This is a genomic window from Lactococcus sp. S-13 (assembly GCF_004210295.1).
GTDB lineage: Bacteria > Bacillota > Bacilli > Lactobacillales > Streptococcaceae > Lactococcus.
In genome coordinates, this window is sequence record NZ_SDAK01000001.1 from 843,476 (window position 1) to 862,090 (window position 18,615).

The 18,615-nt window shown below is 37.2% G+C and carries 23 protein-coding genes; 10 read left to right on the forward strand and 13 right to left on the reverse strand.

Going from position 1 to position 18,615, the window contains the following annotated elements:
• Nucleotides 1–8 precede the first annotated feature (8 nt).
• The 9 genes from EQJ87_RS11690 to EQJ87_RS04170 all read right to left on the reverse strand — a co-directional run bounded on the left by EQJ87_RS11690 (nt 9) and on the right by EQJ87_RS04170 (nt 7,315).
• Nucleotides 9–929 (reverse strand): L-threonylcarbamoyladenylate synthase, encoded by a 921-nt coding sequence (locus EQJ87_RS11690; RefSeq protein WP_130123468.1) that lies wholly within the window; start codon nt 927–929, stop codon nt 9–11.
• Nucleotides 926–1,390 (reverse strand): GNAT family N-acetyltransferase, encoded by a 465-nt coding sequence (locus EQJ87_RS04135; RefSeq protein ID WP_130123469.1) that lies wholly within the window; start codon nt 1,388–1,390, stop codon nt 926–928. Before EQJ87_RS04135 ends, EQJ87_RS11690 begins: the two co-directional genes overlap by 4 nt.
• A gap of 13 nt (nt 1,391–1,403) precedes the next feature.
• Nucleotides 1,404–2,231 (reverse strand): peptide chain release factor N(5)-glutamine methyltransferase, encoded by an 828-nt coding sequence (gene prmC, locus EQJ87_RS04140; RefSeq protein WP_130123470.1) that lies wholly within the window; start codon nt 2,229–2,231, stop codon nt 1,404–1,406.
• Between the two features lie 216 nt (nt 2,232–2,447).
• Entirely contained in the window at nt 2,448–2,975 is a 528-nt protein-coding gene (locus tag EQJ87_RS04145) for a hypothetical protein (RefSeq protein ID WP_130123471.1), read from the reverse strand.
• Nucleotides 2,972–4,045 (reverse strand): peptide chain release factor 1, encoded by a 1,074-nt coding sequence (prfA, locus tag EQJ87_RS04150; RefSeq protein ID WP_130123472.1) that lies wholly within the window; start codon nt 4,043–4,045, stop codon nt 2,972–2,974. The genes EQJ87_RS04145 and prfA overlap by 4 nt, the downstream gene beginning before the upstream one ends.
• A 16-nt stretch (nt 4,046–4,061) precedes the next feature.
• Nucleotides 4,062–4,505, reverse strand: coding sequence for a hypothetical protein (locus EQJ87_RS04155; protein ID WP_130123473.1), 444 nt, complete (start codon nt 4,503–4,505; stop codon nt 4,062–4,064).
• An 88-nt stretch (nt 4,506–4,593) separates the two neighbouring features.
• Nucleotides 4,594–5,163, reverse strand: coding sequence for a thymidine kinase (locus EQJ87_RS04160; RefSeq protein WP_130123474.1), 570 nt, complete (start codon nt 5,161–5,163; stop codon nt 4,594–4,596).
• Nucleotides 5,164–5,628: 465 nt separating this feature from the next.
• The gene (locus EQJ87_RS04165) at nt 5,629–6,396 is read right to left on the reverse strand and encodes an ABC transporter permease (protein WP_130123475.1); all 768 of its coding nucleotides are present in this window, start codon (nt 6,394–6,396) and stop codon (nt 5,629–5,631) included.
• 1 nt (nt 6,397) lies between these two features.
• Nucleotides 6,398–7,315 (reverse strand): ABC transporter ATP-binding protein, encoded by a 918-nt coding sequence (locus EQJ87_RS04170; RefSeq protein WP_130123476.1) that lies wholly within the window; start codon nt 7,313–7,315, stop codon nt 6,398–6,400.
• Nucleotides 7,316–8,307: 992 nt separating this feature from the next.
• Between EQJ87_RS04170 and EQJ87_RS04175 the strand changes: the two genes are divergently transcribed.
• The 3 genes from EQJ87_RS04175 to EQJ87_RS04185 all read left to right on the forward strand — a co-directional run bounded on the left by EQJ87_RS04175 (nt 8,308) and on the right by EQJ87_RS04185 (nt 10,961).
• Nucleotides 8,308–8,880 (forward strand): TetR/AcrR family transcriptional regulator, encoded by a 573-nt coding sequence (locus EQJ87_RS04175; RefSeq protein WP_130123477.1) that lies wholly within the window; start codon nt 8,308–8,310, stop codon nt 8,878–8,880.
• 92 nt (nt 8,881–8,972) lie between these two features.
• Nucleotides 8,973–9,638, forward strand: a complete 666-nt coding sequence (locus EQJ87_RS04180; protein WP_130123478.1) for an NAD(P)H-dependent oxidoreductase — start codon at nt 8,973–8,975, stop codon at nt 9,636–9,638.
• A 147-nt stretch (nt 9,639–9,785) separates the two neighbouring features.
• On the forward strand, nt 9,786–10,961 hold the full coding sequence (locus tag EQJ87_RS04185) for an NADH-dependent flavin oxidoreductase (protein ID WP_130123479.1): 1,176 nt from the start codon (nt 9,786–9,788) through the stop codon (nt 10,959–10,961).
• A gap of 207 nt (nt 10,962–11,168) precedes the next feature.
• Here EQJ87_RS04185 and EQJ87_RS04190 read toward each other — a convergent pair whose 3' ends face one another.
• The 3 genes from EQJ87_RS04190 to EQJ87_RS04200 form a co-directional block, all read right to left on the reverse strand.
• On the reverse strand, nt 11,169–12,071 hold the full coding sequence (locus tag EQJ87_RS04190) for a sensor histidine kinase (protein ID WP_130123480.1): 903 nt from the start codon (nt 12,069–12,071) through the stop codon (nt 11,169–11,171).
• Complete coding sequence (locus tag EQJ87_RS04195) at nt 12,064–12,747, reverse strand: response regulator transcription factor (RefSeq protein WP_130123481.1); 684 nt, start codon at nt 12,745–12,747, stop codon at nt 12,064–12,066. The genes EQJ87_RS04190 and EQJ87_RS04195 overlap by 8 nt, the downstream gene beginning before the upstream one ends.
• Nucleotides 12,748–12,961: 214 nt before the next feature.
• Complete coding sequence (locus EQJ87_RS04200) at nt 12,962–13,447, reverse strand: TspO/MBR family protein (protein WP_130123482.1); 486 nt, start codon at nt 13,445–13,447, stop codon at nt 12,962–12,964.
• Nucleotides 13,448–13,707: 260 nt separating this feature from the next.
• On the opposite strand from EQJ87_RS04200, the gene EQJ87_RS04205 reads away from it, so the two are divergent.
• The 6 genes from EQJ87_RS04205 (at nt 13,708) to yidC (ending at nt 17,855) form a co-directional block, all read left to right on the forward strand.
• Entirely contained in the window at nt 13,708–13,893 is a 186-nt protein-coding gene (locus EQJ87_RS04205; protein WP_130123483.1) for a 2-hydroxymuconate tautomerase, read from the forward strand.
• Nucleotides 13,894–14,057: 164 nt separating this feature from the next.
• A complete protein-coding gene (locus tag EQJ87_RS04210; protein WP_130123484.1) occupies nt 14,058–14,756 on the forward strand; it encodes a phosphopantothenate--cysteine ligase in 699 nt (232 codons plus the stop codon).
• Entirely contained in the window at nt 14,756–15,292 is a 537-nt protein-coding gene (gene coaC / locus EQJ87_RS04215; protein WP_130123485.1) for a phosphopantothenoylcysteine decarboxylase, read from the forward strand. The genes EQJ87_RS04210 and coaC overlap by 1 nt, the downstream gene beginning before the upstream one ends.
• A 12-nt stretch (nt 15,293–15,304) precedes the next feature.
• The gene (locus tag EQJ87_RS04220) at nt 15,305–15,895 is read left to right on the forward strand and encodes an ECF transporter S component (RefSeq protein WP_130123486.1); all 591 of its coding nucleotides are present in this window, start codon (nt 15,305–15,307) and stop codon (nt 15,893–15,895) included.
• Nucleotides 15,896–15,989: 94 nt separating this feature from the next.
• Complete coding sequence (locus tag EQJ87_RS04225; protein ID WP_130123487.1) at nt 15,990–16,748, forward strand: HAD-IIB family hydrolase; 759 nt, start codon at nt 15,990–15,992, stop codon at nt 16,746–16,748.
• Between the two features lie 144 nt (nt 16,749–16,892).
• A complete protein-coding gene (gene yidC / locus EQJ87_RS04230) occupies nt 16,893–17,855 on the forward strand; it encodes a membrane protein insertase YidC (RefSeq protein ID WP_130123488.1) in 963 nt (320 codons plus the stop codon).
• 55 nt (nt 17,856–17,910) lie between these two features.
• Here the strand turns inward: yidC and EQJ87_RS04235 are convergent, their stop codons facing one another.
• Nucleotides 17,911–18,147, reverse strand: coding sequence for a hypothetical protein (locus tag EQJ87_RS04235; RefSeq protein WP_130123489.1), 237 nt, complete (start codon nt 18,145–18,147; stop codon nt 17,911–17,913).
• A gap of 6 nt (nt 18,148–18,153) precedes the next feature.
• On the opposite strand from EQJ87_RS04235, the gene EQJ87_RS04240 reads away from it, so the two are divergent.
• A complete protein-coding gene (locus tag EQJ87_RS04240; RefSeq protein ID WP_130123490.1) occupies nt 18,154–18,600 on the forward strand; it encodes an NUDIX hydrolase in 447 nt (148 codons plus the stop codon).
• The last annotated feature ends 15 nt before the right edge of the window (nt 18,601–18,615 follow it).

Genomic DNA, 18,615 nt, shown 5'->3' on the forward strand with positions numbered 1-18,615 from the left:
CAGCACTTTTATTGAATTTCTTCTAACTCAGGAACTTTCGCGACTAATTCATCCTTGGTTATTGCTCCTTGACGCAGTATAGTTGGCTTTTCTTGAGTCAAGTCAATAATAGTCGTATCCAAACCGTAAATGCTGTCATCTTGGACGGCAACAGCCGAATTTTTCAAAATAGCTGGACTTAAGTCCGCAAAAAAACGAGGGCTTGGTGAACCCGTTAAATTGGCTGAAGGGCCGACTAAAACTCCAACTTCTTTAATTATTTTTTGAGTCATTACAATCTCAGGCATACGAAAGCCAACAGTCGTTTTTCCAATATGAATCCACTCCGGCACTTGATCTGATGCCTCTAAAATAATTGTCAGAGGACCAGGTAGAAAATTGCTCACCAACTTTTCAAGGTAGGCAGGCTGATTTTTGCTGTATTTTATGATGTCAGAAAAACTTGACACATTCATATTCAACGCTTTTTCAGTGGGACGTCCTTTAACTGCATAAAGCTTCTGAACAGCTTGTTCATTGAGGGCGTTAGCAAAAAGACCGTATACCGTCTCCGTTGGCAAAATTGCCAGATCGCCAGCTTGCAAGGCTTTGATAGCCTTACCCTGCTTACGATCATCACTGTTGCGTTGTTTTTCGAATTCTTTATCTAAAACTTTTTGGAGCTGCGCGGTTTGTTGAAGTAAGTGCTCTTTTTTTTGCTGCACATCTTGAGGAACTTTGTAAACATGCCTGAAAAGGCGGCGCGAAATTCCAGGGTAGCTCCCATCAAGTTTTTCAATTCGTTGGGTAAAATTTGTCAGACCCGCCTGAAAAAAATTCAAACTTTCTTTGGCTTTTTTGACTTTTCCTGAATCAATCAAGGTTTTTATTTCCATAATTTGTGTTTGCAAAAATGAAGCCATCGTTCGCAAATCGTTTTCAACTTTCATCTTAATTTCCTTCTTAAATAAATTTTATCTTTGAGTTGACTTTTTCCTTCAAAAATAGGATTTTCATAGTGTTCAATAAAATAATTGGGAATTTTATGTGTGATTGTGAAACCACACTTCTCATAGAATTGAACATTCCCTGAAACATCATCCGTCCCCAAGACAATTTCTGTTGCTTTTATCTTCTCTTGATAATATTCTAAGAGAAATTGCATCATTTTGCGTCCATAATCACTTTTTTGAAAGTGAGTTGACACCGCAAAATTTTCAATTTCATAGATTCCTGCCTGCTTATAAGCGACAAGGGCCACGGCTATGGGTGTTTTTTCACGATTTGAAAGTAAAAATAAGCTCCCACTTTCCAAATAATTTTCAAGATGCTCCCCGTCATCAGCAAGTAAAAGCAAGGGGAGAAAATCTCTTTTTTGGCGAGTAATTTCTGTGAAATTTAAGTTTTGCATTTTAATCTTCTTTTTATGTTACGCTAATCATTCGGTCTTTACCAAAAATGTCTTGATGGATTTGAACACTTTTCGTTGGAAAGCTTTCTTGAAAAATAGCTTGCACTGCTCGACCTTGCTTATAACCAATTTCTAGGTAGATTTTTCCTGACGAGCTTAAATGTTCTGGAGCTTCTTGAGCAATTTTTTCGTAGATTGCTAGACCTTGATTGTCGGCAAAAAGAGCAGAATCTGGCTCGTATTTGATGACTGATTCGTCCATTTCATAGGTCTCATCGTGGGCAATATAAGGTGGATTTGAAACAATCACATCAAATTCCTCATCAATGTTCTCAAGAACATCAGATTTGATAAAATGAAGATTTACTTGCTGACTTGCTGCATTCTCAGCTGCCAAATCTAGTGCTCCTTGCGATAAGTCAGAAGCCATGACCTTCCAATTTTGACGAGCTTTGGCTAAAGAAATCGCAATTGCTCCCGAACCCGTTCCAATGTCCAAAACTCGCAAATCAGCCTTTTTATTCTCGGCTAAAATCAAATCAACTAATTCTTCAGTTTCAGGTCGAGGAATCAGCACGCGCGAATCCACCCCAAGGCGAACATCACAAAATTCAGCCCAACCAACAATATATTGAGGAGGTTCATGCCTTTTTAAGCGTTCTGAAATTTCCGTAAGTGCAGCTAAATCCGCATCAGTAATTTTCTCACGCAACAAATTCAACCACGCTAATTTATTGAGTTCATTCAAATTCCGCCAAACAAATTCCAACTCAAATGGCTCAGACAATTGAGCTGACAATTCATGCACAGCTTGTGCCCAGATTTTTCCAGTATTTTCCATAAAACAAGTATAGCAAAAAAGCCTGATGTTTTCAGACTTTTTTCATTATTCAAGCTTTAGTTGATGCTATAATCCGGATTCCTTCCAAAAAACATTAGACTTCTCCAAAATAAAAAGAAAAATCTGTGAGGGGTCATGATAGAAGATAACCTCTATATGTAATAGAGGTTATCTTGTGTTCTATTTTCCAAAAGGATAATTATACATTTTCATGTCTTAAAGCAGTGGCAAAACTCGCGTCAATAGATAAGCGCAAATTGGTACTTGTTGCTCCCCAGCAGGGAAAAGTAAACCAAATTGCCCTCGATCTCTTTTGGTTGATTTCAGCAATTGCTCCAATGTTCCCACCGTTGCACCAAAGTCAGCAAAACGTGTTCTTAAGGGAAGCGTGCTGTATTTCCCTAGCTCTGAGAGTGGCAAGCTTTTCTTTGTCTGACTCCAGTCTTCGTTTTTTTTGACCTCTTGCCACAAACGACAATAGTGCTTTTCCTCAAACTTATCCACAGACATCCGCGTTTTTTCCGCTCGATGCACATGAGGCGAAAGGCTTTCGACATTTTCTGCAACAATCCAAGTATCTCCATTTGCCCCTTGACAGTAAAGGAAATCAAGTGCTAAATCCGCTCGTTTTGCGTGAAAAATCGTCACTTGAGTTGACACATTATTTACTTTTTTAGCAGTTTGCATGAGCCGTTTTTCACACCCTGCTTTTTGTATTATAAAACCTTCAAATTCAAAACTCATTGATTCAGTTCTTCCAATTTTTTCGTTTGATCATAAACAATTAACGCATCAATCACGTCATCCATTTTCCCTGATAAAATCGTATCTAATTTTTGCAAAGTCAATCCAATACGGTGGTCAGTCACTCGGTTTTGTGGGAAATTATAAGTTCGAATACGTTCTGATCGGTCACCAGTTCCGACAGTTGCCTTACGTTCTGTATTTTGCTTATCCAGCTCAATTTGTTGATAGTAGTCAAAAACTTTAGTGTTGAGCAATTTAATAGCTTTGTCACGGTTTTTCTGTTGCGTCCGCTCTTCTTGCATTTCCACCTTGATGCCTGTTGGCAAGTGAACCATCCGCACAGCTGTGGCCACTTTGTTGACATTCTGTCCACCTGCACCTGAAGCATGATAGATGTCTACTCGTAAATCTTTGGGATCAAGGGTTAATTCAAACTCTTCAACTTCGGGCATAACCAAAACTGTTGCCGTTGACGTATGCACGCGTCCTTGAGTTTCAGTGACTGGCACGCGTTGCACCCGATGAGCGCCTGATTCGTACTTAAGTTTAGAATAAACAGAGGCACCAGAAATCAAAGCAGAAACTTCTTTGTATCCACCAATTCCTGTAATGTTTGCTTCCATAATTTCAAAATTCCAACCTTGTGCTTCTGAAAAACGTTGGTACATATTAAGTAAGTCACCAGCAAAAAGTGCGGCTTCATCACCACCAGCTGCCCCACGAATTTCTAAGATGATGTTTTTCCCATCATTAGGATCTTTTGGCAAAAGCAAGATTTTAATTTCTTCTTCAAGTTTTTCTTTTTGCGTTTTTGCCTCTGAGAGCTCTTCTTTGAGCATTTCTTTCATCTCATCATCAAGTCCGCCCTCACCCAGCATTTCTTCGCTGTCGCTAATCGTTGTAAGAACTTTTTTGTATTCATTATAAGTCGCAACTTTATCTCTTAAATCCGCTTCCTCACGCGATAACTCCATAAAGCGCTTCGTATCCGAAACAACCTCTGGGTCAGACAACAACTCACCCAGCTCCTCGTATCTTCCAACCATTGCTTCTAATTGATCAAACATTTTTTAATTCCTTTAATTATTTTTTAGTTTTTAGTGGTAAATTTTTTGCCATCGTCACAAATGCTTCCCATTGGGTCACGTCTTGCAACATTTCTTTTTTGAAAATCATAACTTGATTTCTTCCTTCGAAGAAATGAACGCGATCTGAAAAAATTTCTACATTCCGTACATTCATTTGGGCATTAATTTGTTCTTCTGTCACATACATATCAATTGTCTGGGGTTTGAAATTTTTCAAAAAACGACTCTTAAGTTGCCAACGCAAAAATAAATTTCCAACGACAAGAACAATAAGACCCATGAACACTGACACCGCCCATTGCTGACGATTTATTGCTACGTTGATTCCTGTAAAAAGAAGCATCGCTCCTGAAAAGACAAGCATCAAGCGTTTTGACATCACTGTGAGAATCTTTGTGTAATCTTGTGCTGTAACTGTCCCTTTAAAATGATAAAACATATCTTCCTCCTTTTAGAAAATTGGTGAAGTGCTGCTGTATTGTATCTACAAACTCCTCTCCTACGAGGGCGCACGTCTACCTTTTTCTTTAAATTTCTGGTTTAAAATAATGTTTCCGACAAACTGGAATATAGGTTTCATTACCACCAATTTGCAGCTGATCGCCCTCATAAACAGGCTTACCATCAATTGTCCGAATCACCATTGTTGCTTTCTTACTGCAATACCAGCAGATTGTTTTAATTTCCTCAATTTTATCTGCTAACAATAGAAGATACTTTGAACCTTCAAAAAGTTCATTACGAAAATCATTTTTCAATCCAAAGGCCATGACTGGCACACCCAATTCATCCACTACACGAGCAAAATCATAGACGTGCTTCTTACTTAAAAATTGCGCCTCATCAACTAACACACAGTAAGGTTTTTGGGGCAATGCTGAAACATAATCAAAAACTTCCGTTCTGTCATCAATTGCTATTGCCTCCGAGTGCATTCCAATCCGACTCGCTACTGTGCCCACTCCAGCTCTTGTGTCAAGACTCGAGGTCATCAATAAAACTGGTTTTCCTTGTTCTTCATAATTATGAGCAACCTTCAAAATCTCAATGGACTTTCCAGAGTTCATCGTACCATATTTGAAATATAATTGTGCCATTACCTTTTCCTTTGTATTATTTTATCTTAATAAACTGTTGATATCAATGATTATTTCCATTTATCAAATTTTTAACCTCTTTGTGAAATTCCCAATTTTACCCATTTTCTACTCAATTTCTCATTAAGTCACTCACATTTTAAGTGCAGGCATAAAATAAAAATACCCTTTAAATTATATCATATTTCACTTGTATTTTAACGTATCTCCTTGTTTTAGGAATTCAACAAATATAAAAAAATAAACTCTACTTTATATAAAATGCCGTTAAAGAATTTATTAGTCTTACAAATCAACAAGAGGTTATCTACCAACTTTTCTATAGTGCAGCACACCCAATTATTGGACGAAAAATCTAACCTTTGGAGGTCATTTTCATGACGAAATATTCATATGTATCATATTCTAAGTCATAGACAAAAAATCTACAAAATAAAAAACTTGTGCTAAGCACAAGTTTTCATTTTATAATTCTTTTTTCTTAAAATTATAGAAGGCTAAACCGAGAAGAATCACAAGAACACCAACTGCACTTCCAACAAGTTTTACAACTTCTGTCGTTGGTTGTGGAACCATTGCATAGGCCACTTGATTTGAAAAAGCAAATTGGTACAACCAGTCCACTTTTGGAAGAGTAAAAGAGGCTACCCCAATCGCAAAGGGAATCGCAATCACACCAAGAACTGGCCATACTGTCGCAAATGTAAAGTAAAGAATGCAAATTCCAATCGCAAAAGTTGCTTGCAATAAAAGGAATTGTAGCGCAACGCCACCACTAAAAAGTTTCAAGAAATCAAGAGAAATTTTTCCAACTCCATGAAGTAAACTTGCCACTATAAAAGTCGTCCCATAATAGAGCACAAATTGGAAAGCAGTCACTAAAAGGAAAACAATATATTTTGAAATAAAGAAGCGTTCCCGAGAAATCCCAGAAGTCAACATATTTTTCAACATCCCACGTGACAAATCATAACCAATCGTAATCACGAAAAGAGAGAGACAGAAATAAACTAGGAAGGTAGCCATGCTACTCAAGTTTAAAACGGATTGAACTCCTGTCCAAGCTGGATTAGCGTCCGCTAGAGAAGCTTTATCTTTAGATACTTCCATAATGGTGGCCATTTTTTGTGATGCGACTGTTCCAACGATTAAAATCACTAAAAGCAGCTGTGTGATATAGAATGCTTTAGAGCGAAAAAGACGGTAAAAATCGGCGCGAATAGTATTTAACATATTAGTTTCCCCCTTCTGAAATTAAGCCCATGAAATAGCTTTCCAGATCTTGTTTGAAATAGTGAATTTCTTCTATATTTATTTGGTTTTGAACCAATAAGCTGGTAATTTCTCCAATTTGGTGGTTTTTACCAAAAATATTGATTTGATTCGGGCTAACTACCTTGAACAGATAGTTCGTTTTATCCTGTAAAACTTGACTACTTTCTGGTACTTGTGATGTTTTCAAGACAATGTGTTCTTCACTCAAAGCATCAAATTCATCTTTCGAGAGTTCTTTAACCAATTGCCCTTGGTTGATAAATCCAAAACGTGTAGCAACAGCGTACAATTCAGACAAAATATGACTGGAAATGATAATAGTCATCTGCCGTTCACGATTGAGGCGCAAAATGAATTCACGGAAGTCGGCAATTGCGATAGGGTCCAAGCCATTAATGGGTTCATCCAGGATCAAAAAATCGGGTTGAGATAAAATCGCAATGGCAATTCCTAACTTTTGTTTCATTCCGAGGGAGAATTGTTTAAATTTCTTTTTACCTGTATCTGCTAAATCAACCAGCTCAAGGGTTTCTCTGATTCGCGTTTTGGCATCCGGAATTCCTCTTAATTTACAGTAATAGGCCAAATTTTGATAAGCTGTCAAATTATCATAAGCTACGGGAGTTTCAATGACTGCTCCAGTACGAGCAAGCGCTTCCGTCCACTCTGAACTTGAAGTTGAACCGAAGAGTTGGATTTCACCACTGCTAGGCGAAATCATTCGAGTAATGCTTTTGAGCAATGTTGTTTTTCCTGCTCCGTTTCGACCGATGAGTCCATAAATATCCCCCTGGTTGATTGTCATCGTGACATCTTTGAGGGCTTTTTGATGTTTGTAATTTTTTTTGAGGGCGTTTATTTTTAAGACTGTTTCCATGAAGTATTTCCTCTGCTTTCTAAGATCATTTTACCAAGCGATTTTCAAATATTATTAAACAAATTATAAAGAATTTATAAAGATTTAAGTTTCGTAAATTCTAAATTTATATTAGTTTTTATCAAGTTATTTTGGAATATTATTACCAAGAATGGAAGAATATGTCAGGGAATAATAATCCGAGCATTGTAAGAAGTGTGATGGTCAGAATAACATAAAAAGTCTTGGATCGAAAAATGTTGTGAAATTTAGTGATAATAGTAGTTATCATTTTAGGCTCCTCCGATAATGGGATTTTATCTAACAGAGTAATAGGGGTTATTTCCTATCTCTAAAACCATTTTAGCAAGCGAATTTCAAATATTATTAAACGAATTATAAAAAATTTATAAAGATTTTATATTTGTAGGAGCTCCTCGTTTATATAAGAAAAACGTTACTTACCTACTCCTCTCGTCTACTTCTGATATTTTATATGGTCAGGAAATTTTTTCAAAGTCGTGTATTACTTAATGTCAATAAAAATAGCTCCTTCGATAATCCCTGCTTCAATCACAGTATCATTATTTTTTGTAGTTTTTATAATAACATTTAGTATGTTTTTTATGTGTGAAATAAAATCTATTAAACGATTTACATAGGAATTGGAGATATCCTACAAAGGACTTTAGATAAAAAAGACTCCAAAAAGCTAAAGATGCTTAAGTGATATGTCCCTTTCACCAAATTTACTGTAAATCAGCGGGAAGAGCTTCCCGAAATGGGTATTCATAAAATTTTGATTTCCCAAATCCTTTAAAAAGATAAAAAAACTAGAAGAGCGTATCCAGCGACACTGTGGGACATTTGATTATTCATCCTTTCATCTTGCTTAATAAAAAATAATTTAATTGACGCTTTTGCATTCTTTGGAGTACAAATAAATTGAAATATCTTTTTATTTTTGCTAATATTAGTATGAACGTTCTAATATTATAGAAAGGAGGTGTCATTTGGCTAGAGCTAAGGAATTTGATTACGATGAAGTTCTAGAAAAGGCAACGGAGCTATTTTTAGAGAAAGGTTATGATAATACTTCTTTTCAAGACTTGGTAAATCATTTAGGAATACATCGCCGCAGTATCTATGATACCTATGGAGATAAACAAGAGTTGTACCTAAAAGTGATGGAAAAATATGCTAGATTTATAAATCAAAACTATTTTTCAATGATTAACGATGAAATGAGTGTTAAGGAAAAGTTTGAAGCGATTTTTAATTACTCTGCTTTTCCGACAAAAGCTTGTCCCAAAGGGTGCCTATTTGTAAATTCTGCTATTGAATTAGCACTTCGCAATAATGAAATTTCAAACCAAGTTCAACTTTTTTTTGATAATACGAAGAATTTCTTTGTAGACCTACTAACGATGGCTAAAGAAAAAGAAGAAATAGCTCAAGAAACAGATGTTTTCGAGCTGGCGAGCTATTTAAATAATGCTTTAATAGGAATTAGGGTTCTTGTTAAATGTTCTCCTAATAAATCTGAGCTCACCAACATCATCAAAACCACACTATCTATTCTATAAATCTATTAAAATAAAATATCCTTACTGTTTTGGCTGGATATATTTATTTTAATTATTTTAGAACGACCATTCTAACAAGAAAGGACAAAAAAATGAATCAAGAACAATTAAGAAACATGATACTACTTGCCCATAAAAATCGTTTTGCAACCAAAAAATTTGATCCAACTCAATCTATTACTGAAAATGACTGGAATATCATTCTCGAAAGTGCCAAGTTATCTCCAAGTTCTTTTGGTTATGAACCTTGGAAATTCCTAATCATTGATAACAAAGAAATTAGAGAGGACTTAAAACCTATAGCTTGGGGAGCTGTGAACAGCTTGGAAGGGGCGAATAAATTTGTTATTGCCTTGTCAAGAAAAAATGTTGTTTTCAACAGCGCTCATGTTAAACATATTGTAGAGGATGTGTTAGGACTCTCTTACTCTGAAAACTCTCCTCAAAGTCAATTTTTCAAAAAGTTTCAAGAGCATGATTTCAAATTAACCGATGAAAAATCAGTATTTGAATGGGCAGTTAAGCAAACCTACATTCCACTTGCAAATATGATGACCACTGCTGCTTTTCTCGGTGTTGATAGTTGTCCAATTGAAGGATTTAATATCGATAAAGTTGAAAGTTACCTAGAGGGCAAAGGACTCATTAACTTAGAAGAATTTGGAGTAGCCTACATGGCAGGATTTGGTCATCGTGCCACTGAAATTCCACCTAAAAAACGTCAAGCTCTTGAAGACATTGTAGAAGTAATCAAATAGTAAGCTTAAACTTATCGTTTTTTAGCAGCTCTAGTCTATCTAGTAATAAATATTGCTTGTGATTTCTGTTCATTAACTCAGCCCATAAGATTAAAAAGGAAACCTTATAATTCCTTTCTTTCGAATAAATAATAATAGGATAAAAATATGCCAAATCAACTCACTGATCATGTTACCCTACGTCATGGGACAACTTTAAACAATCGCCTTGTAATGGCTCCAATGCAAACTCATTCTGGTTTAAAGGGTGGTTTCGCTTCTGAGGATACTATTCAATATTACTCTGCCCGTTCACAAGCGGCAGGTATGTTAATTACAGAATTCCATTATGTAAGTGAAAATGGTGGGCCTGCTTATGTCCCAGGATATCCTGAACAATTAGGGGTTTATTCTGACGCTCATCTTGAAGGGCTTCGAAAAACCGCACAGGCTCTAAAAAAAGATGGAAATAAAGCAATCCTTCAAATTCATCACGCTGGGCGAGCTGCTGTAGGACGTCACGTTAATGGATTAGATGTGGTGGCTCCCAGTGCTATTGAGTTTGCTTTCTTAGATTATCCTGTTCGTGAACTCACACTAGCAGAGATTGACGATATTATTCTCGATTTCGGTAAAGCCACAAAAAGAGCAATTGACGCTGGGTTTGATGGTGTCGAAATTCATGGCGCAAATCATTATTTAATCCAACAATTTTTTTCAAAACTTTCTAATCTTCGTACAGATAAATGGGGCGGATCACTTGATAAACGAATGGCATTTCCTTTAGCTGTAGTTAAAGAAGTTAAAACGATTATTGATGAATATGCTCCTAAAGGCTTTATTGTTGGTTACCGTATCTCTCCTGAAGAGCTTCACGGGGAAGAGGTTGGATATGATTATAAAGATGCAATCTCCCTCATTTCTGAAGTGATTAAATATGAACTTGACTACATCCATCTTTCATTATGGGCAGGGTATAACTCGAAACCTAAAAATAATGAAAAGTCTTATTCACAATTATTTAAACAAATTTTAGATGATGAAACGAAACTTTTAATCGTTGGCGAGGTCTTTGGGGAAGAAAGTGCGGCTGATGCTGTCGAAAATTATGCTGATCTCATTGCAGTAGCTCGTGGGACACTACTTGATCCTAACTTTACTAAAAAAATTATTGAAGGAAAAGGAGAGTCGATTATCCATAAAATTAGTCCTCAAACAATTGAATACTCTCAACTAACTCCTGGACTATTTGAAGCTTTTAGCCGCGAAGATAGCCTTGGGCTTCCCCCATTACCAGGTGGTGAAACGATCCAAAATTTACATACTGGAAAATACGATATCTGATTTTAGTGGTTTCAGATTCAATAAAAGGTGTCTGCTGGATACTTCCTAAAAAAGAAAAAAAGCCTTTTAAATCTAATAACCTAAATTAATATGCACCCTAAAAGTTAGACTTTTTATCCAAGTAGAAATACTTGGATTTTTAATTAGGGATTTAGGAAGTTGAACGTGCAGTGCGCGCAAGCAGAAAACCACCTACTATGCGGGTGGTCAGATTTTAGATTCTTTATATTTCCAGAGTAAATTTACCCTAAATTCGTTATCCTTGTAAAAGAGTTCCATTTTCCCACTAATTAAAACTACTAGTTCTTGAGTGATAAAAAGTCCTAGACCGGAAGAGCCTTCTGTTGAAGATAGGTTCTCTGAATAAAAACGATTTGTTAGTTTCTCAATTGACCGAATGGGTTGTTGAGTTTGATTGATGAAAGTAAGCTTAATTTGCTGATCAACGACTTGCAATTGAATTTTCATTTTTTCTTTACCATGCTTAAGAATGTTTCCTAAAATATTTTGGATAATTCTCTCTAAAAGTTCTCGATCAGCAACAATGAATAATTCTTCAAGATCAGGCAGGTCAATTTCTACAGCAAAATTTCGTTCAGTGAATACATCATAATCTTTCAATAATGCCGTTTTGAGCACTTCTATAAGATTAACTTTTGTCATCTCTAGCTTTACGTTATCTTCAAGTAAGTTTTGATAATCAAGTAAAATTTCTAAACGTTTGGATACAATATCAAGGTTCTGTTTTATTTTTGTCAAGGCTGATAAATCTAGTTGCTCATTTTTTAAAAGTGTTTGTGAGTAACCACTAGCAATCATCAATGGTGTTCTAATATCATGGGTGATATTGTGCATTGCTAATTCAAATGATTTTTGATCGTTTAAGGCTTTAATTTTTATAGCTCGAAACTCTTCAAAAGTAATATTGATTGTCCCTACTAACTTTTTCATTTCTAAATCTTGGCTGTCTGTGGTAAGCAATAGGTTGGTCTGAGTTTTACGTTTTTTTATCATATCTTTTTGAAGTTTTTTTAGTGAAAAACGCATTGAAAAATACAATAGAGCAAAGATAAAAGTTGTAAATAATAAAAAGATGAGCGCTTCAATCATGTTTCACCTGCATAATTCGCACGCCTAATCCCCAGATTGTTTCGATATAGTCTGTTTGGGCATCCAATCGTGCTAATTTCTTGCGTAAGTTGCTAAGATGGGTATTTATACTGTTATCACCAGGGAGATAAGTTTCTTGCCAAACGGCCTCATAAAGACGTTCTTTAGTGAAAATTTGCTTTGGATTTTTCATTAAGACCGATAGAATACCAAACTCGCGTTGACTCAAGCGGATTTCCATTTCACAGACTTTGGCTGTAAAGTCCTCTGAATTTAATGATAAGTTTCCAACAACAAGTGTTTCGCTTTTATTGGAGGGCACTTCATAGTTACGTAATTGAACCAATACTCGGGCTGCTAGTTCATCTAAGTCAAATGGCTTAGTGACATAATCATTGGCGCCAGCCAAAAGGTACTCACTAATTCGGTTCTTCTCACTCAAAGCGGTCATAATTATCACTGGTACAGAGCTTTGTTGGCGAATTTCTTTCAGAACTTCGTCTCCTGTTTTTCCAGGTAGCATAATATCTAATAGAACTAAATCAATATTTTGACGCTCAAAGAGGCTCAAACCTTCTGTCCCAGAATAAGCTGAAACAATATCATAATCGTTCTCAAATAAATTCAATAAAAGATTTTGAATTTCATTATTATCTTCTATAATCAATAGCTTCATTAGTTATCTCTCCAATCCTTTCTTTAATTATAGCAAATCTTATCTGGATAAAGAAAGTGACAGCTTGCTTAGAAACAACGACGAGTGCTATGGTTTTATGGTTCAATAAGCGTTTCTGTGATTTCAAATCTTGTGGGGAGATTATCTTTGAAAAAGTGAGAAAGAAAAAAGGACTTTGAAGTGCCCTTTTTCATTAAAAATTTTTTCGGATGGTTTAGTTTAATAGTGCGACTGCGATGGTAAGGTAGGTCGCAAAGCTAATCCAAGCAAAGTAGGGGACTAATAAAATCCCAGATAATTTACTGATTTTAAAAAATTTAATGATGCAGAGATAAACGATGATATCCAGCAGGAGAATAATCAAGACGCCTAGCCAGTAGTAGCCTTTGAAAAAAATGATGCTCCAGATAAAATTCAAGATCAGTTGGAATGAGAAATACAGTAAAGCTGGCTGCGCCTCGCTTTTATGTGTGTTTACCTTACGAAAAATGAGGTAGGCTGCAACTGCCATGAGGCCGTATAAAATCGGCCAAACGATCCCAAAAAGATAATCTGGTGGGGCAAGCGGCGGTAGCTTGAGTTGATTGTAGACGCCTTTGATATCTCCAGCAAGGAGACCTGATAAGCCTCCGACGGCCTCAATTCCTACGATAAAGAGGATGAGATATAAGAAAGGTTTGAGTGGATTTGTTTTGGTCATTCGCTTTTCTCCTTTTCTTTGATGTGTTTAAGGTGCTTCTTTCTTAAATTCTAACATAGTTTGTCTTTTAATTTTGCTCAGCTGTTCAGTAATTTTATACGCTTTCTTTTTTTATGAATGAAAGCTATCATAACGAACTGGTGGTTTATCACCCAATTTTTGGCTCTTGGCTTGAGATGGGCTATTGCTGAGCTCAAATTTATGATAAAATAGGTTATCATATTTAGAAAGACTGATATTTTTATCAGAGGATTTTATTGATGCCATTTGTCCATGTTGAACTTTTTGAAGGACGCTCTGTTGAGCAAAAAGCTGCAATTGCTAAAGAAATTACTGATTCTATTGCAAAACACGCAGGTGCTCCTGCTTCTGCAATCAATGTCATTTTTACTGATTTGCCTGAGGGAACACTTTTTCAAGCTGGCGAAATGAGAAAAAAGAAGTAATTTTTGCCGAAATTACTGACGGATTGTAGAGAATTTACTGACGGATTGTTGTCAGTAGATTTTTTTAATGACGTCAGCAATTTCTCTAGGAGACAATAAGCTTTTCTTGATAAATTATTTTTAATAGTATAAAATGAAGTAAACATGAAGGAAACTGGTGAAAAATGAGAGTTTTGATTACTTCTGGCGGGACTACTGAGCCAATTGACAACGTGCGTGGCATCAGTAATTTTGCGACGGGAAGTCTGGGTAAAAAGACGACGGAGTGTTTTTTAAGGGCTGGTCATGAGGTGGTTTTGTTGGCGGGTGCGAATGCTCATGTGCCGGAGAATCATGTCAATCTGACGATTATCCGCATTTTGGGTACTCAAAATCTTTATGAGCAAATGGAAAAATGGGTGCCAAATGTTGATGTAGTCATCCATAGCATGGCGGTGAGTGATTATCGCCCAGTCTACATGGCTGGCCTTGAAAGCCTTCCTGATCAAATGAGCAAGATGGATTTGGTTCATTTTCGTCCTGAGGGAGCTAAAAAAATCTCATCAAAGTCAGATTATCAAGTCATGCTGTTGGAAAAAACGCCCAAAATTATTACTTTTGTGAAAAAGTGGAATCCACAAGTCCTGCTGTTTGGCTTCAAGCTTTTAGTGGGGGTCAGTGAGGAAGAGTTGCTGACGGTTGCGCGAGAAAAATTGGTCAGTAATCAGGCGGATTTCATTCTTGCCAATGATTTAGAGAATATTCACGGGCAAGTCCACAAAGCACTTATGGTCAGTAAAAATGCTGACGAAAAAGTTTTACGCTTAAAAAATAAATCAGAAATTGCTGACATGATCCTGAAAAAATCGGAAGGGATGAATTGATGACTAAAATTACACTAGCGGTAACAGGTTCTATTGCAGCTTATAAGGCTGCGGATTTGATTTCTTTATTGACCAAAGAGGGGCATGAGGTGACGGTTTTGATGACGCGCGCAGCGACACAATTTATCACCCCGCTGACTTTACAGGTCTTGTCCCAAAATAAAGTCCATATGGACATTATGGATGAAGAACGTCCTGAGGTGGTCAATCATATTGATTTAGCAAAAAATACGGAGCTTTTTTTGGTTGCGCCTGCTACAGCAGATACAATCAGTCGCTTGGCCCAAGGGCGCGCGTGTGATATTGTGACGTCAGTGGCTCTTGCTTTAGAGGCGGATGTTCCAAAATACTTGGCACCTGCCATGAATACTAAAATGTATCAAAATCCTTTGACTCAAAGAAATATTGAGTTTCTCAAAGAAATAGATTATAATATAATTCAACCTAAAAAATCTTTGTTGGCCTGTGGGGATTTTGGTGAAGGGGCGCTTGCTGATTTGCCAAATATTATTGAAAATCTTAAAAAATCTTTATAAAATGGAGTTATTATGAAAAAATCGAAAGCATCTGATGTGGCCATTTTAGCGATTTTTATTGCTATTATGGTTGTCGTGCAGTTATTTAGTCAATTTGTTATCAATGTTTGGCCTTTTCCGGTCAAACCTACTTTGCTTCATGTTCCTGTCATTATTGGCTCCATCGTTTTAGGCTGGCGCAAGGGGGCATTTTTGGGCTTTATCATGGGTCTGATTTCCTTTGTAAATGCTACGATAGTGACAACACCAACAAGCTTTCTTTTTAGTCCTTTTCAACCTGTGCTGGGGACGCAACATGGCTCTGCTTGGGCTTTGATTATTGCTTTTGTGCCTCGAATTTTGATTGGTATTTTCCCTTATTTTGTTTATAAAGGGATGAAAAATCATTTTGGCGCTGGTCTTGCGGCTTTTGTGGGCACGGCAACCAATACAATTCTTGTTTTAAGTGCTATTTTCGTCTTTTTTGGGTCAGTTTTGAACTGGTCGGTGGGCTATCTGCTGAGCGCAATCGTAGCGACTAACTCACTCACAGAAGTTATCATTGCTGTAGTTTTGACGGCGGCAATTGTCCCCGCTTTAGAAAAAAGTCGAAATCGTTTTTAAATAAAAGTGGATAATCTTTTGTATAAGATTATCTTTTTTTTTGAAAAAGTGTTATAATGTAAGCGTTGATAAAGAAAAAATTAGGAGAGAACTTATGAAAAAAGTATTAAGTTTCGACATTGACAACACGCTCAATGAACCAAAAATGCCTATCTTTCCAGAGATGGCTGAACTTTTGGCGACTTTGTCTCAAAAATACGTGATTGCTCCAATCTCTGGACAAAAATATGACCAATTTTTGATTCAAATCATTAACAATTTGCCTGAAACGGCAAATTTGGAGAATTTCCACTTATTTGTTGCTCAAGGAACTCAATATTATGCTTATAAAGCTGGAAAATGGGAACAAGTTTTCAACTATGCTTTGACGGATGAGCAAGCGAACGCCATCATGGGCGCGCTTGAAAAAGCAGCTAAAGAACTTGGTCATTGGGACGAATCTGTATTGCTTCCTGGTGATGAGATCAATGAAAATCGTGAATCAATGATTGCTTATTCTGCGATTGGTCAAAAAGCTGGTGTTGAAGCGAAACAAGCTTGGGATCCAGATATGACAAAACGTAATGAGATTGCGAAATTGGCCAGCCAATATGCGCCAGAATACGAGTTTGAAGTAGCTGGTACAACAACAATCAACGGATTTGTACCTGGTCAAAATAAAGAGTTTGGTATGAATCACCTCATGGAAGAGTTGAATGTCACAAAAGAAGAAATCCTCTACTTTGGCGATATGACTCAACCTGGTGGAAATGACTACCCTGTTGTTCAAATGGGAATCGAAACAATCACTGTTCGTGATTGGAAAGAAACGGCTGCGATTTTGAAAGCCCTCATTGCAATGGAAGAAGTCTAATTAACTTACGGCAAAAATTTCATCCCTCCTGTCTTTGGTTTGACAGGGGGTTTGTTTTTTTTTCATGCTTTAGTCCTATTGAAATTCAGTGGAAATTTAGGTAAAATAGAAAGGTATGTTTTATTTATAGAAAGTGAACTTATCTTGAAAAATTTAAAGAAAAAATTATCTTTGGCTGGTTTAGCTTCAGCAGGACTTCTGTTTTTGTCGGGCTGTGTCAGCACACATATCGTAAACGGGGTGCGCGTTCCTACGGAAGCTGCCAAACATGGCTTAACGTATAACACTTTGGTGCGTCCAATGTCTGCCTTTGTTGATTTATTTGCACATAATTTGCATTTGGGCTATGGTTGGGCAATCATTTTAGTCACTTTGATTATTCGCTTTGCCATCTTGCCTTTGGGCTTGAATCAAGCTTACAAATCAACTTATATGCAAGAAAAAATGGCTTATTTGGCTCCTGTGCTGGCGCCTTTGAATGAGCGGGTCAAGAATGCTCAAACGCCAGAAGAACGTATGGCGGCTCAACAAGCGCTCATGGCGGCTCAAAAAGACAATGGCATCAATATGTTGTCTTCGATTGGTTGCTTGCCAATGCTGATTCAGTGGCCTTTCTTCATCGCTCTTTATAACGCAGCGGCTTACACGACAGGGATTTCAACGGCGACCTTTTATGGGATTGACCTTGGAAAACCAAGTGTGGTTTTGGTGATTATTTCTGGGGTGCTTTATTTCATCCAAACTTGGATTTCAACTTTGTCAATGACGCCTGAGCAGAAAAAATCAGGGATGGCCATGTTGATTATGAGTCCAGCGATGATTGTGATTTTCTCATTCATGTCGCCAGCTGGTGTCGCACTCTACTGGGCTGTGGGTGGTTTCGTGATTGTGATTCAACAAGTCATTATTACCTTTATCATGAAGCCTAAAATGCGTAAACGCATTGACGACGAATTTACCAAAAATCCGCCAAAAATCAATAACGAAGGGCTCAAAGATGTGACGCCTACTTCTGTTCAAGAAAATTTCAAAGCGATCACTAGTGAACGCAATGAAAAAGAACGCAAAACTGGCGGTCGTAACGCTGGTAAGCAAAAACGTAAGTAATTTAAAAACGCCAGATTCAATTGCTGGCGTTTTTTTGCGAAATTTTACTGACGGATTAGTGGGGCAGCGGAGAATTTACTGACGCAACTGAGATTTTGGCGGCAGCGACAGAGAAATTGCTGACGCAACTGAGATTCTGGCGGCAGCGACAGAGAAATTGCTGACGCAACTGAGATTCTGGCGGCAGCGACAGAAAAATTGCTGACGCAACTGAGATTTTGGCGACAGCGACAGAGAAACTGCTGACGAAAATGAAATTTTGTTCATCAGCTGGCTGAATTTGTGCTATCATTGGTTTATGAAAACTTCGGGTGCTTTTGTCGTCTGCAAAACTCAGCAGGAAAAAATTTTATTGGTCAAACGGCGTGATTGGCCCTTGTGGGATTTGCCCGGGGGACGTGTTGAAAAAGGGGAAAATCCTGAGCAGGCTGCTGAGCGTGAGTGTTTAGAGGAGAGCGGTTTTAGGATTCGGCCTGCTTTTCTTTCTGGAATTTATGTCAACAAAGCGCTTGGTGATGTACAATTTATTTTTGCGGGCGAAATTATTGGAGGCAAGGCGCTTGTTTCAGGGCCTGAGACGGCAGAGGTTCGATTTTTTAGCGCGAGTGCTTTGCCTTTGTTGATGATTCCTCATCGCTGTAAACAGATTAAAAATCTGCTGGCACAGGGAAATCTTCCTCCCAAAAAGCCCCTTGAGCTTGAGCTTCGTGATGCTTGGTTGGTTAGATTTTTCAAAAAGCATTAAAAAAATACTGACGAA

Bases quoted from the DNA above. Each gene is read 5' to 3' on its own strand.
- EQJ87_RS04180 (WP_130123478.1), top strand. From the start codon at position 8,973: ATGAATCAAGAACAATTAAGAAACATGATACTACTTGCCCATAAAAAT.
- EQJ87_RS04170 (WP_130123476.1), bottom strand. From the start codon at position 7,315: ATGGAAACAGTCTTAAAAATAAACGCCCTCAAAAAAAATTACAAACAT.
- EQJ87_RS04210 (WP_130123484.1), top strand. From the start codon at position 14,058: ATGAGAGTTTTGATTACTTCTGGCGGGACTACTGAGCCAATTGACAAC.
- prfA (WP_130123472.1), bottom strand. From the start codon at position 4,045: ATGTTTGATCAATTAGAAGCAATGGTTGGAAGATACGAGGAGCTGGGT.
- EQJ87_RS04135 (WP_130123469.1), bottom strand. From the start codon at position 1,390: ATGCAAAACTTAAATTTCACAGAAATTACTCGCCAAAAAAGAGATTTT.
- EQJ87_RS04160 (WP_130123474.1), bottom strand. From the start codon at position 5,163: ATGGCACAATTATATTTCAAATATGGTACGATGAACTCTGGAAAGTCC.
- EQJ87_RS04200 (WP_130123482.1), bottom strand. From the start codon at position 13,447: ATGACCAAAACAAATCCACTCAAACCTTTCTTATATCTCATCCTCTTT.
- prmC (WP_130123470.1), bottom strand. From the start codon at position 2,231: ATGGAAAATACTGGAAAAATCTGGGCACAAGCTGTGCATGAATTGTCA.
- EQJ87_RS04145 (WP_130123471.1), bottom strand. From the start codon at position 2,975: ATGAGTTTTGAATTTGAAGGTTTTATAATACAAAAAGCAGGGTGTGAA.
- EQJ87_RS04225 (WP_130123487.1), top strand. From the start codon at position 15,990: ATGAAAAAAGTATTAAGTTTCGACATTGACAACACGCTCAATGAACCA.
- EQJ87_RS04240 (WP_130123490.1), top strand. From the start codon at position 18,154: ATGAAAACTTCGGGTGCTTTTGTCGTCTGCAAAACTCAGCAGGAAAAA.
- EQJ87_RS04220 (WP_130123486.1), top strand. From the start codon at position 15,305: ATGAAAAAATCGAAAGCATCTGATGTGGCCATTTTAGCGATTTTTATT.
- EQJ87_RS04165 (WP_130123475.1), bottom strand. From the start codon at position 6,396: ATGTTAAATACTATTCGCGCCGATTTTTACCGTCTTTTTCGCTCTAAA.
- EQJ87_RS04195 (WP_130123481.1), bottom strand. From the start codon at position 12,747: ATGAAGCTATTGATTATAGAAGATAATAATGAAATTCAAAATCTTTTA.
- EQJ87_RS04155 (WP_130123473.1), bottom strand. From the start codon at position 4,505: ATGTTTTATCATTTTAAAGGGACAGTTACAGCACAAGATTACACAAAG.
- EQJ87_RS04205 (WP_130123483.1), top strand. From the start codon at position 13,708: ATGCCATTTGTCCATGTTGAACTTTTTGAAGGACGCTCTGTTGAGCAA.
- coaC (WP_130123485.1), top strand. From the start codon at position 14,756: ATGACTAAAATTACACTAGCGGTAACAGGTTCTATTGCAGCTTATAAG.
- EQJ87_RS04185 (WP_130123479.1), top strand. From the start codon at position 9,786: ATGCCAAATCAACTCACTGATCATGTTACCCTACGTCATGGGACAACT.
- EQJ87_RS04190 (WP_130123480.1), bottom strand. From the start codon at position 12,071: ATGATTGAAGCGCTCATCTTTTTATTATTTACAACTTTTATCTTTGCT.
- EQJ87_RS11690 (WP_130123468.1), bottom strand. From the start codon at position 929: ATGAAAGTTGAAAACGATTTGCGAACGATGGCTTCATTTTTGCAAACA.
- EQJ87_RS04235 (WP_130123489.1), bottom strand. From the start codon at position 18,147: ATGATAGCACAAATTCAGCCAGCTGATGAACAAAATTTCATTTTCGTC.